The sequence below is a fragment of the Streptomyces polygonati genome (assembly GCF_042650325.1).
Lineage (GTDB): Bacteria > Actinomycetota > Actinomycetes > Streptomycetales > Streptomycetaceae > Actinacidiphila > Actinacidiphila polygonati.
Window position 1 is genome coordinate 41,038 of sequence record NZ_JBHSBB010000022.1, and the last position, 14,500, is coordinate 55,537.

Annotated in this window: 13 protein-coding genes; 5 read left to right on the forward strand and 8 right to left on the reverse strand. The window is 73.3% G+C overall.

What is annotated here, in order from left to right; translation table 11 throughout:
* Nucleotides 1–26: 26 nt before the first annotated feature.
* Together ddaH and ACFO3J_RS27665 are read right to left on the reverse strand one after the other, a co-directional pair.
* Nucleotides 27–848: a dimethylargininase gene (ddaH, locus tag ACFO3J_RS27660; protein WP_386434797.1), complete on the reverse strand. Its 822-nt coding sequence runs from the start codon at nt 846–848 to the stop codon at nt 27–29.
* 177 nt (nt 849–1,025) lie between these two features.
* A complete protein-coding gene (locus tag ACFO3J_RS27665) occupies nt 1,026–1,703 on the reverse strand; it encodes a biliverdin-producing heme oxygenase (RefSeq protein WP_386434800.1) in 678 nt (225 codons plus the stop codon).
* A gap of 235 nt (nt 1,704–1,938) precedes the next feature.
* Between ACFO3J_RS27665 and ACFO3J_RS27670 the strand changes: the two genes are divergently transcribed.
* Complete coding sequence (locus tag ACFO3J_RS27670; protein WP_386434803.1) at nt 1,939–2,721, forward strand: bifunctional DNA primase/polymerase; 783 nt, start codon at nt 1,939–1,941, stop codon at nt 2,719–2,721.
* 33 nt (nt 2,722–2,754) lie between these two features.
* Here the strand turns inward: ACFO3J_RS27670 and ACFO3J_RS27675 are convergent, their stop codons facing one another.
* Both ACFO3J_RS27675 and map read right to left on the reverse strand, forming a co-directional pair.
* Nucleotides 2,755–3,720 (reverse strand): hypothetical protein, encoded by a 966-nt coding sequence (locus ACFO3J_RS27675; RefSeq protein ID WP_386434806.1) that lies wholly within the window; start codon nt 3,718–3,720, stop codon nt 2,755–2,757.
* Nucleotides 3,721–3,812: 92 nt separating this feature from the next.
* The gene (gene map, locus ACFO3J_RS27680; RefSeq protein ID WP_386434808.1) at nt 3,813–4,670 is read right to left on the reverse strand and encodes a type I methionyl aminopeptidase; all 858 of its coding nucleotides are present in this window, start codon (nt 4,668–4,670) and stop codon (nt 3,813–3,815) included.
* 76 nt (nt 4,671–4,746) lie between these two features.
* Between map and ACFO3J_RS27685 the strand changes: the two genes are divergently transcribed.
* Complete coding sequence (locus ACFO3J_RS27685) at nt 4,747–4,980, forward strand: hypothetical protein (RefSeq protein ID WP_386434811.1); 234 nt, start codon at nt 4,747–4,749, stop codon at nt 4,978–4,980.
* Nucleotides 4,981–4,998: 18 nt separating this feature from the next.
* Here ACFO3J_RS27685 and ACFO3J_RS27690 read toward each other — a convergent pair whose 3' ends face one another.
* Nucleotides 4,999–6,318 carry an MFS transporter gene (locus ACFO3J_RS27690; RefSeq protein ID WP_386434814.1) on the reverse strand — a complete coding sequence of 440 codons (1,320 nt, stop codon included), beginning with the start codon at nt 6,316–6,318 and terminating at the stop codon, nt 4,999–5,001.
* Nucleotides 6,319–6,442: 124 nt separating this feature from the next.
* On the opposite strand from ACFO3J_RS27690, the gene npdG reads away from it, so the two are divergent.
* Both npdG and ACFO3J_RS27700 read left to right on the forward strand, forming a co-directional pair.
* Nucleotides 6,443–7,171: an NADPH-dependent F420 reductase gene (gene npdG, locus ACFO3J_RS27695; protein WP_386434817.1), complete on the forward strand. Its 729-nt coding sequence runs from the start codon at nt 6,443–6,445 to the stop codon at nt 7,169–7,171.
* A 122-nt stretch (nt 7,172–7,293) separates the two neighbouring features.
* Nucleotides 7,294–7,479, forward strand: a complete 186-nt coding sequence (locus ACFO3J_RS27700; RefSeq protein ID WP_386434820.1) for a hypothetical protein — start codon at nt 7,294–7,296, stop codon at nt 7,477–7,479.
* A 43-nt stretch (nt 7,480–7,522) separates the two neighbouring features.
* Here ACFO3J_RS27700 and ACFO3J_RS27705 read toward each other — a convergent pair whose 3' ends face one another.
* Entirely contained in the window at nt 7,523–8,296 is a 774-nt protein-coding gene (locus tag ACFO3J_RS27705) for a site-2 protease family protein (protein ID WP_386435014.1), read from the reverse strand.
* 221 nt (nt 8,297–8,517) lie between these two features.
* On the opposite strand from ACFO3J_RS27705, the gene ACFO3J_RS27710 reads away from it, so the two are divergent.
* Nucleotides 8,518–12,393 (forward strand): AfsR/SARP family transcriptional regulator, encoded by a 3,876-nt coding sequence (locus ACFO3J_RS27710; RefSeq protein WP_386434823.1) that lies wholly within the window; start codon nt 8,518–8,520, stop codon nt 12,391–12,393.
* Nucleotides 12,394–12,430: 37 nt separating this feature from the next.
* Here the strand turns inward: ACFO3J_RS27710 and ACFO3J_RS27715 are convergent, their stop codons facing one another.
* Both ACFO3J_RS27715 and ACFO3J_RS27720 read right to left on the reverse strand, forming a co-directional pair.
* A complete protein-coding gene (locus ACFO3J_RS27715; RefSeq protein WP_386434826.1) occupies nt 12,431–13,267 on the reverse strand; it encodes an ABC transporter permease in 837 nt (278 codons plus the stop codon).
* Nucleotides 13,264–14,346 (reverse strand): ATP-binding cassette domain-containing protein, encoded by a 1,083-nt coding sequence (locus tag ACFO3J_RS27720; protein ID WP_386434829.1) that lies wholly within the window; start codon nt 14,344–14,346, stop codon nt 13,264–13,266. Before ACFO3J_RS27720 ends, ACFO3J_RS27715 begins: the two co-directional genes overlap by 4 nt.
* Between the last annotated feature and the right edge of the window lie 154 nt (nt 14,347–14,500).

Consider the following 14,500-nt stretch of genomic DNA (forward strand, 5'->3'; position numbering starts at 1 on the left):
CCCCCGGCGGGGGGAGCCGACGTGGCCTATCGAGCGGCCGGGCGCAGTTCCTGGGTGCAGCACTTCACGCTGCCGCCGGCCTTGTGCAGCTCGGAGACGTCCATCGGGACCGGTTCGAAGCCGCGGGCCCGCAGCGGGTCGCGCAGACCGCGGGCCGCTCGGGGGAGCAGGACGTTGCGGCCGTCGCTGACCGCGTTCAGGCCGAGGACGGCGGCGTCCTCGGCGGTGGCCAGCAGCGCGTCGGGGAAGAGCCGGGCCAGTACGTCGCGGCTGGTGGGGGAGAAGGCGCCCGGGTAGTACATGATCTCGTCGCCGGCGTCGTCCAGCACCGCCAGCGCGGTGTCCAGGTGGTAGTAGCGCGGGTCGGTCAGCTCCAGGCTGATCACCGGGCGGCCGAAGAACACCTGCGCCTCGTCGTGCGCGAGCGGGCTGCTGCGGAAGCCCTGGCCGGCCAGGATCCACGACGCGGTGACGGCGAAGTCCCCCTCGCCCTCGTTCACGTGCTCGGGTTCGCGGACGTCGCCGAAGCCGTTCGCGCGGAACCACGCGAGGTGGGCGGGCGCCTCCTCGGTCCGCTCCGGGTTGGCGAACCGCGCGCCCAGCACCCGGCCGCCCACCACGGTGGCGCCGTTCGCCGCGAAGACCATGTCCGGCAGCTCCGGCAGCGGGTCGAGCACCTCCACGGTGTGCCCCAGCGCCCGGTAGCGGTCCCGCAGCTCCTCCCACTGGAAGACGGCGAGCACCCGGTCCACCGGCTTGGCCGGGTCCATCCACGGATTGATCCGGTACGTCACCTGGAAGTGTGTCGGCGGACACATCAGATACCTACGGGGCGTCGCTCTGCGCAAGGTGGGCTCCTCGAAGGGTGTGAGGCTTCCTGTTCCTTCCCGGGGACCCCGCCTCCCCGGCCGGACGATCGGCCCGACCGGAGACCACGGGGTCTTCCTTGCATTGTGCGGCACGCCCGCCCCGCTCGGCGGGGCGCGCTGATGCGCCCCGGCGCCCCTCGCCGCCCCCGCGCGCCGTCAGCCCCGGGAGGGTCCGGGACGAGAGGGCGCCCCGGTCACCGCCACCGCGAGGTCCGCGAAGACGGACGTGTTCAGCTCGAAAGCGGTGGCGCACTCCGTGAGGACCCGCTCGCGCTCCTCCGCCCCCACCGCGAGGTCGTCCAGGAGGGCGCGGTACTCGCGCTTGAAGGCGGCCGGGTTGGGGATCGCCTCGAAGACGTAGAAGCGGACGCCGTCGCCCTTGCGGCGGAAGCCCCAGGTCTTCTCGGCGATGTCGCGGATCAGCTGGCCGCCGGAGAGGTCGCCGAGGTAGCGGGTGTAGTGGTGGGCGACGTAACCGGCCGGCCAGCCGCCGGCGACCTCGGTGACCCGGTCGGCGTAGCGGGCCGTGGCGGGCAGCGGGACCGCCCGGGAGGACCAGCCGGCGCCCAGCAAGTGGTCGAGATCACGTTCGAGCTCGGGGAGCCGGAAGAGCTCGGGCCGCAGGAAGGGCCCGGCCACCGGGTCGCCCGCCAGGGCCCGGGCACCGTCCTCCAGGGCGCGGTAGACGAACCAGAGCTGCTCCGTGTAGCGCGCGTACGCCTCCACGCCGAGCCGGCCCCCGAGCAGGTCCCCCATGAACGCGGAGTTCTCCGCCTCGGTGTGCCGGTCACGGCTCGCGGTGCGGATGACCGTGGAGAAGGGCGGCGGCGTCAAGGAGAACCTCCGGGGTGGCAGGGGAGTGGTTCCGGGCGGTGCCGTCCGCCCGATCCTCGCAACTCGGACAGACCGCGGTCAATGGTTTCCCGACGCCGTGTCGGAAAGGGTCCGCGGGAAGAGTTCCACCCCCGGCGGGTGTTCATTCCCGTCAAGAGGAAGGATGACCCCCACCGTCCGCGTACCGTGTACAGGGACGGTCCGGAGACGGCCCGGGGGCGAGGGAAGGAGTTCGATGGCAGGCAGGAACAGGTTGTCCGGCTGGCTGCGAGGCCGTACGGATGGTGCGTCAGGTTCTGCCCGCGGCTTCACCCACGATTTCGCCCGCCCCCCCAAGGAAACCCGCGGCTCGCGCGCCCGCGACGCCCGCCAGGCCCTGGTCACCGCGCACCGCGACGAGCTGATCACCGCCGCCGCCGAGGCCGGCCTGCCGCTCGCGCCCGCCGTGTATCCCGAGGGCTTCGGCTGTTCCTGCGACCGGATCGGCTGTCCCATCCCGGGGCTGCATCCGGTCTCCCTGGCCTGGCAGACCCAGGCCAGCACCGAACCCGAACGCATCGGCCAGTGGCTGCGCACGCAGCCGCTGGCCAATTTCATCACCGCCACCGGCATCAGCCACGACGTGCTGGACGTCCCCGCCGAGGCGGGCCGCCTCGCGCTGGAGCGGCTCACCGCCGACGCCGCCACCCTCGGCCCGGTCGCCGCGCAGGAAGAGGACCGGCTGCTGTTCTTCACCGCCACCCGTACGCCGGTCGACGAGGAGGAGTGGTGGCCCTGCGAGCTGGACTGCCACCCCGAGACCGCCGACGAGCACCCGGGCATCCGCTGGCACTGCCGCGGCAGCTACGTCCTGCTGCCCCCGGCCCGGCTGCCCTCCGGCGGCATCATGAGCTGGCTGCCCGAGCACGGCCCCGACCTGCCGCTGCCCGACCCGCTGCCGGTGCTGGACATCCTCAGCGACGCGTGCGCGCAGTTCGGCTACGAGAGCGAGACCGAGTCCGTCGCCTGGGGCCGCTGAGCCCGGGGCAGCGCCTTACGCGCCTCACGCGCCTCACGCGCCCTTCGCGCCGACCAGCCCGATGATCCGGCTGAGGAACGCCACCTGGGCCGTCCCCCCGGCCCTCGGCACCGCCACCAGCTGCTGGCCCACCGTGGACAGCGTCACCGAGGTACGCGGCGTGCCGGTCATCAGCGCCTGGGTGTCCGGGTCGATCGCCAGCCGGTGGCCGGCCCGGTAGGTCGCGCGGGACTGGTGACGGGTGCCGAAGAAGACCAGCGCGCCGCCGTCCTTCGTCCGCAGCGCCACCGGGTCGAAGTCGCCGCCCTGGGCCGGCTGGTCGGCGTACTGCGTGACCGAGTCCGGGGTCCGCGCGTGCTCCTCCCGCGCCGCCCGCAGCTCCGAGGTGGACGGACCCCCGGCGAAGACGGCCCCGGCGCCCTGCTGGAGGTAGTCGGCGTACGAGGCCGCCGCCTGCCCCGGCTGCACCAGCAGATCGGTGCCGGCCGCCGGTACCGCCACCGCGTTCCCGTGCCGGTCGGCGGCCATCGCGGGCAGCGCGCCGGCCGCCGGTGCCGCCAGGAAGTCCGCCTTCCAGGGCCGGTCCGCTGCGGCCCGGCGGAAGACCAGCAGCCAGCGCGCGTCCGTACCGCGATTGACGGCGGTGTCCGCGACGAAGAACTTCGGCCAGCCGATCTGACGGGGTATCAGAAACCGCGGGTCGGAGAAGACCAGCGGGGCGTACGCGGCATCGCCGGCCGGTCGGACCGCGTGGTTGGCCCGCAGACCCGCCTCGTCGATCGCGCCCAGCGGCCCCGCCTCGATCCCGGTGACCGGCGCGGGGTCGTACGCCCTGGCCGCCGCGTTGCTGACCGCGGCGAAGTGCGCCAGCACCCGGGCCGCCTCGGCCGGCCGCACCGACGGGATGCTCGCGCGCTCGCCGTGCACCGTCACACAGCCGGCCAGCGGCACGGCCAGTGCCAGGGCCGCGGCCCCCGAGCACAACCTGCGGCGGATCATGCCGTGCCGGCCCCCCTCACGTCCACGCGGAATCGCGGTCACGCGCACGGCGCGAGCACGCGGAAAAACGCGGCCACCCTATCGGGAGCCGGTCACGGCAGCGTCAGGACCTCGGCGCCGTCCGCGGTGACCACCAGCGTGTGTTCGAACTGGGCGGTGCGCTTGCGGTCCTTGGTGACCACCGTCCACCCGTCCTCCCACAGGTCGTACTCGTGGGTGCCCAGCGTCAGCATCGGCTCGATGGTGAAGGTCATGCCGGCCCGCATCACCGTGGTCGCCCGCGGATCGTCGTAGTGCGGGATGATCAGCCCGGAGTGGAAGGAGGTGTTGATGCCGTGCCCGGTGAAGTCCCGTACCACGCCGTAGCCGAAGCGCTTGGCGTACGACTCGATGACCCGGCCGATCACATTGATCTGCCGCCCCGGACGCACCGCCTTGATCGCCCGGTCCAGCGACTCGCGGGTGCGCTCCACCAGCAGCCGTGACTCCTCGGCCACGTCGCCGACGAAATAGGTGGCGTTGCAGTCGCCGTGCACCCCGTGGATGAACGCGGTCACGTCCAGGTTCACGATGTCGCCGTCCCGCAGCACCGTCGAGTCCGGGATGCCGTGGCAGATCACCTCATTGAGCGAGGTGCACAGCGACTTCGGGAACCCCCGGTAGCCCAGGTCCGACGGGTACGCCTGGTGGTCCACCATGAACTCGTGGGCGATCCGGTCCAGTTCGTCGGTGGTCACCCCGGGCGCGATGGCCTTCGCCGCCTCCTCCATCGCCTGGGCGGCGATCCGGGAGGCGATCCGCATCTTCCCGATCGTCTCCTCGTCCTGCACCTCCGGTCCCGTGTACGGCGTAGGACCCGGCTTCCCCACGTACTCGGGGCGCGGAATCGAGGCGGGCACCGGCCGGGTGGGCGACAGTTTCCCGGGGACGAGCAGCGACTGACCAGACATACCGACGAGTGTATCGGCGCTCCTCGGGGCAAGCTGGCGGCAGGGACACCCGCCTGATCACCTTCGGAGGACGACCATGGCCCTGTTCAAGGCCCGCAAGCCGGCCGGCAAGCCCGGAGAGTGGTTCTACTGCATCGAGCACAAGACCGTCGAGGAGGGCCCCGACTGTCCCGCCAAGGACCGCTTCGGCCCCTACCCCTCCCGCGCCGAGGCCCAGCGCGCGATGGAGGCCGCCGCCGAACGCAACCACGCATGGGACACCGACCCCCGCTGGCACGACCGCGGCGCCCCCACCGACGAGGACAAGTAGCCGCCGACCGGCCGCCCCCTACAGGGCGACTCGACGTTCGCCGGCGCCGACGGCCGGGTCGCTCGGGGCCGGGCGGGCGTCGTAGCGCATCAGGGCCGGGAGGGCCGCCGCCAGCATGCCGACCGCGGCGACACAGGCCAGGCCGCCGGACCAGACCGAGACACGGGTGGAGCTGATCGCGGCCACCCCGCCGGAGCGGACCTGACCGAGCTGGGGCCCCACCGAGTAGGACAGGACCTCGATCCCGGCGAGCCGGCCGCGCAACTCGTCCGGGATCGTCTGGTTCCACATCGTGGAGCGGCCGATGCCGCTGATCATGTCCAGGCCGCCGGCCACCGCCAGGCAGAGCAGCACCAGCCAGATCTTCCCGGCCCAGCCCGCGCAGGCCATCGCCGCGCCCCAGCCGGCCGCCGCCAGCACCACCATCCGCCCGTGCCGGTGCACCCGGGAGGACCAGCCGCTGGTCAGGCTGACCAGCAGGGAACCCACCGAGCCGGCCGCGTACATCAGGCCGAGGGACCAGGGGGCGTGCAGGTCGTCCGCGAGGAAGGGGAAGATCGCCACCGGATAGGCGAAGAACATCGCGGCCAGGTCGATCGCGTAGGTGCCGAGCAGCTCCTTGCGGCCCCAGGCGTAGCGCGCGCCCTCGGCGATGGCGCTCAGCGAGGGCGGCTGCGCGTCGTGTGCGGCCGGGGAGCGCCGCAGGCCGAGGCCGAGGCAGACCGAGATGGCGAAGGTCACCGTATCGGCGGCGTAGGCCCAGCTCAGACCGGCCCAGGCGATGACCAGACCGGCCACCGACGGGCCCGCGATCGCGCCGACCTGCCAGCGCAGCGCGTTGAGCGAGGCCGCCGCGGCGAGCTGGTCGCGCGGCACTATCCGCTGCACGATCGCGTCCAGCGCCGGCCGCTGGAGCCCGACCAGCGCGCTGGACAGCGCGGCCATCACATACAGCGGCCAGACCATCGGATGCGGCAGCAGCGTGTTCACCAGCAGGGCGACGGCGATCAGGCCCTGCGCCGCCTCGGTGGCGTTGATCAGCAGCTTGCGGTCCATCGCGTCGGCGAGCGCGCCGCCGTAGAGCCCGAAGACGATCAGCGGCACCAGCTGGACCGCGCCGATCGCGCCGACCGCCGCCGCCGAGCCGGTGAGGTCCTTCAGCTGCACCGGCAGCGCCACCACCGTCAGAAAGCTGCCGAAGGTGGTGATCACCCCCGCGAGCCACATCAGGCGGAAGTCGCGCGAGGTCCGCCACGGGGTCAGATCGGGCAGCAGCGCGTGCCCCCGGGAGGACGGCGGAGCTGCTGGCGGCGGGGGATCGGGGGGAGCGTCGGTCACGTGGCCGCATGCTCCCTGCTCGGGGCCGGTCGGGCAAAGTATTTTCCGGTTATTCTGCGCGGCTGCGCGCCGAGCTGTCCGGGGCTCCGGTACGACTCCCGTACGACCTGGCAGGATCACCCGTATGACTGACGCTGACGATGGCAAGACCGCTCCCGACAAGGCCCCCGCCAAGACTCCGGCCAAGGATCCGCGCGATCTGCCCGATGTGTCCGGCCTGGTGGTGGGCGTCCTCGGCGGCACCGGCGACCAGGGCCGCGGCCTCGCCTACCGGCTGGGCCGGGCCGGCCAGCGGGTGATCATCGGCTCCCGCGCCGCCGACCGGGCGCAGAGCGCCGCCGCCGAACTCGGCCACGGCGTCGAGGGCGCCGACAACGCCGAGTGTGCCCGCCGCAGCGACATCGTGATCGTCGCGGTGCCGTGGGAAGGCCACGCCAAGCTGCTGGAGACGCTGCGCGAGGAGCTGGCCGGCAAGCTGGTGGTGGACTGCGTGAACCCGCTCGGCTTCGACAAGAAGGGCGCCTACCCGCTCACCGTCGAGGAGGGCAGCGCCGCCGAGCAGGCCGCCGCGCTGCTGCCGGACTCCCGGGTCACCGCCGCCTTCCACCACCTGTCGGCCCCGCTGCTGCAGAACGCGGAGATCGACGAGATCGACATCGATGTGATGGTGCTGGGCGAGTCCCGCGCGGACACCGACATCGTGCAGGCGCTGGCCGGACGGATCCGGGGTATGCGCGGTGTCTTCGCCGGGCGGCTGCGCAACGCCCACCAGGTCGAGTCGCTCGTCGCCAACCTGATCTCGATCAACCGCCGGTACAAGGCGCACGCGGGCTTGCGGGTCACCGACGTCTGAGCCGGGGGCCCTGCCGAGGCCCCTGCCGGTGCCCGGCCGGGCACCGCGGTGAGCGGCGCGGGGCATGGGGGACAATGTCCGGACGCAACGCCGTACGCGTCCGGACAGGAGCCACGCCACCCATGCCCCGCCTCGCCGTCTTCGCCCTCGTCATCTGCCTGCTGGCGGTCGCCGCCGCGGTGGTGTCCTTCGTCAACGGCAGCCTGCTGGGCATCGTCTGGATCCTCTTCGCCGGGCTGACCAGCAACATGTGGTGGTACTACCGGCGCAAGGCGAAGGCGGACGCGGACCCGGCGAACGCCCGCTGAGGACCGGGCCGCCGCCGCCTCGGGGGAGTGGCTCAGCAGCGGCTCAGCGCTGCCAGAAGCGGAACAGGAAGTCGCCGTACTGGACGAACTCCTGGCGCACGCCGAACCAGCCGACGATCGTGTAGATCAGCTCGAAGAACTTCACATTGACCGACTGGATGTACAGGATCCCGAAGACCGCCAGCAGCCCGAACGGCGCGAACGGCGCCACCTGGCGCTTGATGTCGTACGACAGCCACGGCTCTACCACCCCGTAGCCGTCCAGGCCCGGCACCGGCAGGAAATTCAGCAGCGCCGCGGTCACCTGGAGCATCGCCAGGAAGGCCAGCGCCGACTGGAACTCGATCGGCCAGCCGTCCGCCGCGCCGAGCGCGAACGGCAGCATCAGCAGCACCCCGAACAGCACGTTGGTCAGCGGGCCCGCCGCCGAGATCAGGCTGTGCTTCAGCCGGCCGCGGATGCGGTTCCGCTCGATGAAGACCGCGCCACCGGGCAGGCCGATCCCGCCCATGAGCAGGAACAGCACCGGCAGCACGATCGACAGCAGCGCGTGCGTGTACTTCAGCGGGTTCAGGGTCAGATAACCCTTCTCGCCGATCGAGGTGTCGCCGCTGTGCAGGGCGGTGCGGGCGTGCGCGTATTCGTGCAGGCACAGCGAGACGACCCAGCCGGACACCACGAACAGGAACACCGCGAAGCGGCTGTCGGCGGCGAAATCGGACCACACCGCCCAGCCCGAGACGACCATCACCGCGACGATGCCGAGGAAGATCGGGCTGACACGGCTGTCGCCGCCGCTGCTGCGCGCGCGACGCATCTGGATGACGCTCATGGGACTGGCTCCTGCTGGGGCATGGTGCGGGGACGAGTGACCGGTGTACGGGGGGACGGGCCGGGAGATGGGCCCAGCCGCCCGATCATGCCACCCGCGGCGTTGCCGGCACAGGCGCTGCCCGGAAAACGCACAGCGAGCGGGTGGTGTTCCGCCGATGGGTAACCGGGGCGCGCGGGGGGCGCGTACTCCGTAAGAATGGGGCGGTGCGCTATGCGATCCTCGGCACCACCCAGGCCCTCCGCGACGACGGTACGCCCGCCACGCTCGCGGGCGGGCGGCTGCGCGCACTGCTGACGGCGCTCGCGCTGCGGCCCGGCCGGGTGGTGGGCGCGGAGACACTCATCGGGGAAGTCTGGGACGGCGATCCGCCGGCCGGCCCGACCGGGGCGCTCCAGGCACTGGTCGGACGGCTGCGGCGGGCCATCGGGCACGAGGCGGTCGCCTCGGTCGACGGCGGCTACCGGCTGGAGGTCGCCAGGGACGAGGTGGACCTCTACCGCTTCGAGCGGCTCGCCGAGGAGGGGGCGCGGGCGCTGGGCGACGGCGACCCGGTCAAGGCGTCCGGCCTGCTCGGCGACGCGCTGGCCCTCTGGCGCGGGCCGGCCCTGGCGGACCTCCCGGACCGGGGTACGGCCGCGGTGCGCGTCGAGGCGCACCGCCTCGACGCGCGGCGCCACCGGCTCACCGCCGAACTCCGCCTCGGCCGGGCCGGCCAGATCCTCCCCGAACTCGCCGAGCTGGCCGCCGGCCACCCGCTGGACGAGCCGCTCCGCGCCCTCCACATCCGCGCGCTGCGCGCCGCGGGCCGCACCGCCGACGCCCTCGCCGCGTACGAGGCGGTCCGCCGCGACCTCGCCGACCGCCTCGGCACCGACCCGAGCGTGGAGCTGCGCATGCTGCACGCGGAACTGCTGGCCCCGGCGCCGCTGCCGCCGCCCGGCGGCAGCGGCGGCAGTGGCGCCGAGGCCGGCGGGTCTCCGGCTGGCACCGGGGCGGGCGGGCCCGGCGGGCGTGGCCCCATCGGCGCCCGGCCGGAGCGAGGCGGCGCCGCCGAAGACTGGCCGGCGGGGGCCAGGCGGGATGGAGTCGGTGGGTCTCCGGCTGGCGCCGGGGCCGGCCAGGGCGGCCCCGCTGAGGGCGAGCCGACGCGGGGCGGCGCGGTCGGTGGCCAGCCGCCGGGGACCGGGCGTGGCACGGCCGGCGGCTGCCCGCCCGCCCCGGGCCGGAACGCAACTGCCGACGGCGACCGGTCCGGCGCCGGGCAAGGCGCGCCCGCTGGCGGCTACTGGTCCAGCGCCGGCCGGGGCGTCGCTGTCGACGGAGACGCGTCCGGGGTCGGGGCCGCGGGGCCGGTCGGCGGGGCGGGTGGTCCGGCGGGGCAGGAGGGCGGCGCCGGGAGGCGGGGTGCGGGTGGTGGGGGTGGGCGGTTGCCCGGGAACGGGCGGGCGCGGCTGACGAGCTTTGTCGGGCGGGAGGCCGATCTCGCCGCGGTGGAAGGCGACTTGGGGCGGGCCCGGCTGGTGACGATCACCGGGCCCGGCGGGACCGGGAAGACCCGGTTGTCGCAGGAGGCCGGGGACCGGGTGGCCGGGCGGTGGGCGGACGGCGTCTGGTACGCCGAACTCGCGCCGGTGAGCGACCCGCGCACACTGCCGGAGGCCGTGATCAGCTCACTGGGCCTGCGCGACACCCTGCTGCACACCGGCAGCGCCGCCGAGGCCGCGATAGCCGCCGAGACCAAGGCGAAGGACCCGGCCCGGCAGCTCGCCGACTACTGCGCGGGCCGCGACCTGCTGCTGGTGCTGGACAACTGCGAGCATGTGATCGACGCCGCCGCGACCCTCACCGAGCTGCTGCTGGCCAGCTGCCCAGGCGTTTCCGTCCTCGCCACCAGCCGTGAACCCCTGGGCGTACCGGGGGAGTTGGTACGCCCGCTGGACCCGCTCCCGGACCCGCCCGCGCTGCGGCTGCTGGCCGACCGGGGGGCCGCCGCCCGGCCCGGCTTCTCCGTCGAGGACGATCCGGTGGCCTGCGCCGAGCTGTGCCGCCGGCTGGACGGGCTGCCGCTGGCCATCGAGCTGGCCGCGGCCCGGCTGCGGAGCATGTCGCCGCGGCAGCTCGCCGACCGCCTGGACGACCGCTTCCGGCTGCTCACCGGCGGCAGCCGCACGCTGCTGCCGCGCCAGCAGACGCTGCGGGCCGTGGTGGACTGGTCCTGGGACCTCCTCGACCCGCCCGAGCGCGTCCTGCTGCGCCGCCTCGCCGTCTTCCGGGGCGGCTGGACCCTGGAAGCCGCCGAGGCGATCTGCGCCGACCCGCCGGACACCCGGGCCGCCCCGGCCGCCCCGGCTCCTGAAAGCCCCGCCGATCCCGCCGCCGACCGGATCGACGCCCCGGACGCCGCCGCCCTGCTCTCCTCCCTGGTGGACAAGTCACTCGTCCTCGCCGACCTCACCGCCGGCGGCGCCCGTTACCGCATGCTGGAGACCATTCACGAGTACGCGGCCGAGCGGCTGGACGCGACCGGTGAACGCCCCGCCGTCGAGCGGCGGCACATCGCGTACTTCCGTGAATACGCCCGCACCGCCGACCCGTTGCTGCGCGGCACGCAGCAACTCGTCTGGTTCGACCGGCTGGAGACGGAACACGAGAATCTGCGGGCCGCGCTGCGGCGGGCGGTGGCCGCCGGGGACGAGCAGGAAGCACTGATGCTGGTGCTGGGCTGCAACTGGTTCTGGGAGGTGCGCAATTACGCCTCGGAGCGCCGCTACTGGCCGGGCACGGTGTCCGCGATGGCCCCCGACCCGTTCGCGGAGCCGCCCAACCTGGTGCCGGTGGAACGCGGTCCGCTGGAGGACCCGCCGCCGCTCCGGGGCGAGCGGCTGCTGGAGGCCCGCCGCCACGCCCGGTTCATCGACCTGGCCTCCCGGGACGGCGAGGGCGAGTGGTGGACCGACCCGGCCCTGATGCGGATCGGCAAGGCGCTGATCGACAGTTACCCGCCGCATCTGCCGCAGTCCGCCCGGGTTCCCGGCATCCTGCGCGCCTACGGCGCCTTCTTCTCCGGCGAGTTCGACCGGCTGCACCTCCTGCTGGACGAGACGGTCGCGTGCTGCCGCGCCTACGACCGGACCTGGGAACTCGCCTACGCCCTGCAACTGCGGGCGAAGGTGAACAACGATGTGCGGGAGCGCCGGCAGGAGGCCTTCCGGGACATCAGCGAGAGCCGGCGGCTGTTCGAGCGGCTGGGCGACGAGTGGGGGATGGCCGAGACCCTGTCGGCCGAGGCGGAGGCGGCCGGCAACGCGGGCGACTGGCCGCGCGCCGTCGAGTGCTGCGTCCAGGGCATCGCGCTGGCCCGCCGGATCGGCTCGCACCAGCATGTCCCCAATCTCACCGTCCGGATGGGCGACGCCCTGATCAACTGCGGCGAGTGGGACGAGGGCGTACGGCTGCTGCACGAAGGCATCGAGGACGCCGAGCGCTTCGGGTCGACCAGTGACGGTGCCTCCTTCTTCGGCAAGATCCTGCTCGTCGGCGCGCTCGGCCGCCACGACGACGCCGCCGAGGCGCTGGAGCTGATCGATGAGACCATGCGGCGCAACGAGAACGCGGGGCCGGGCATCCCCGGCTTCGTCGGCGGCATGCTGAGGGGCGTCAAGGGCGCCCTGCTCGGCAAGCTGGGCGAACCGGAGCAGGGTCTCGCCCTGCTCTCCGAAGGCCTGGACGAGCTGGCCGACCATCCGCTGACCAATGTGATCACCCCGCGGCTGGCGGTCCTGCTCGCCCCGGCCGGGATACGGCTGCTGCGCATGCTTGGCGCCCCGGACGGCGCTCCCCCGCGTCAGGCCGACCGGGACGGCCGGAACCACCGCAGGCTCCGCCGCGCCGCGGCCCTCGTGGGCGCCCACGACCGGCTGCGCCCGTCCGCGATCCCGCCCGCCGAACAGCGGGAACTGGACGAGGACATCGCATTGCTGCGGGCCCTGCTGGGCGAAGAAGTCTTCGACGCCGAGTACGCCGAGGGCGAAGGGCTCCCCTTCGAGGAGGCCTTCGCCCTGATGCGTGACATGGACTGACCGCCGGACCCGGCCCGGGTGGCCCGTTCCCCGGCCCTCAGGTCTTCTTGCGGAAGCGCGCCACCGCCAGCGGCGCCGTCACCACGGTGATGCCGACCGCCCAGGCCAGGGTGACCCAGACCGAGTGGGCCACCGGACCGCCGTTGATCAGCGCCCGGGCCGCGTCCGCCAGATTCGACAGCGGATTGACCTTGGTGAATCCCTCCAGCCAGCCCGGCATCGTGGTGGGCTTGGCGAAGATCGAGCTTCCGAACTGCAGCGGCATCAGCACGAGCAGGGCCACCCCCTGGACGGCCTGGGGCGTCTTCATGGTCAGCCCCAGCAGTATGAAGATCCACATCAGTGAGGCGCCGAACACCGTCGACAACGCGATCGCCGCCAGCAGGTGCGGCACATCGGTCTTGATGCTCAGCCCGAGCGCGAAGCCCATCCCCAGCAGGATCGTGGTGGCGATCATCATCCGGCCGACCTCGACCACGATCTTGGCGATCAGGACCGACGACCGGGCGATCGGCATCGTCCGGAACCGGTCCATGACCCCCTTCTTGAAGTCGTCGTTGATCCCGGTGCCGACCGCCTGGGCGATGTTCATGCCCATCATCGCCATCAGGCCGGGGACGACGTAGTTCACATACGCGTGCTGATTGCCCTTGCCGGAGACCGCGCCGCCGAAGACGTAGACGAACAGCAGGGTGAAGATCACCGGCATCAGCAGGGCGTCGAACATCGACTCCGGGTCCTGCTTGATCTGGAGCATGTTGCGGCGCGCCAGCGCGCCGATGTGCCGCAGATTGGCCCGCAGGCCGATCCGGCCCTCGCCGGCCACCGCGGCCCGGCCGGCGGACGCGGAAACCGTCGCTGTCGCGGCGCTCATACCCTGACCTCCACTTCGTGCTTCTTCTCCAGGGCGGGGGTCCCGCCCTCCATGTCCGCGTCCGTGTCGCCGCCCGCGGCCGTGGCCGGGTCCGCGCCCTTGCCGCCGTCGGCCTTCTGGCCGGTGATCGCCAGGAACACCTCGTCCAGGCTGGGCAGATGGGTGCCGATACCGGCGATGCCGAAGCCGTGCGCGCCCAGCAGGCCCACCACGGCGGTCAGCTGCTCATCACTGAGGATCGGCACACTCACCACGCCCTCGGCCTCGTCGGCGTGCGCGCCCGCCACCCCGTCGAGCCGGGCGGCGCCGATCGCGGCGGCCATCGCCGCCGTCTGCGCCTTGTCGGACGGCGTGATCTGCAGGGTGCGCCCGCCCACCTTGGCCTTGAGCTCCGCGACCCGGCCGTTGGCGATCACCCGGCCGCGGTCGATCACCGTCAGCTCGTCGGCGAGGTGCTCGGCCTCCTCCATGTACTGGGTGGTGAGCAGCACGGTCGCGCCCTCGGTGACCATCCGCCGCACCTCGGTCCACACCTCGTTGCGGGTACGGGGATCCAGGCCCGTGGTCGGCTCGTCCAGGTAGAGCACCGCCGGCTGCCCGATCATGCTCGCGGCCAGGTCCAGCCGGCGGCGCATACCGCCGGAGTACTGCATCGCGGGCCGTTTGGCCGCCTCGGTCAGCGAGAACCGCTCCAGCAGCTCGTCCGCCCTGGCCCGGGCCGCGCCGCGGGACAGGTCCAGCAGCCGGCCGATCATGTAGAGGTTCTCCCGGCCGGACAGCTTCTCGTCCACCGAGGCGTACTGCCCGGTCAGGCCGATCACCCGGCGCAGTTGCCGTGGCTGTCGCAGTACGTCGTAGCCGGCCACCCGGGCGCTGCCGGCGTCCGGCCGGACCAGCGTCGAGAGCACGCGTACCAGCGTCGTCTTACCGGCCCCGTTCGGGCCGAGCACGCCGAGGACCGTGCCCTGGCGTACCTCCAGATCCACCCCGTCGAGGGCCTTGGTCGCGCCGTAGTGCTTGACCAGACCCCGTACCTCGACGGCGGCGGTCCCACTGTCGTCAGTCAGTCGCGTCGTCATGGGCACCACCATGCCGGGGTCCACCGACGCAGCGCCGACATACCGCCGACAGCGCCGCCCCAGGTCAGTACGGAGCCGTGTCGGCCCGGTGTCGGTCCCGTGTCGGCGGCGCCGGCGGGCTGCGGCACCGCCGGGTGGGATGTCCCGCCGCCGA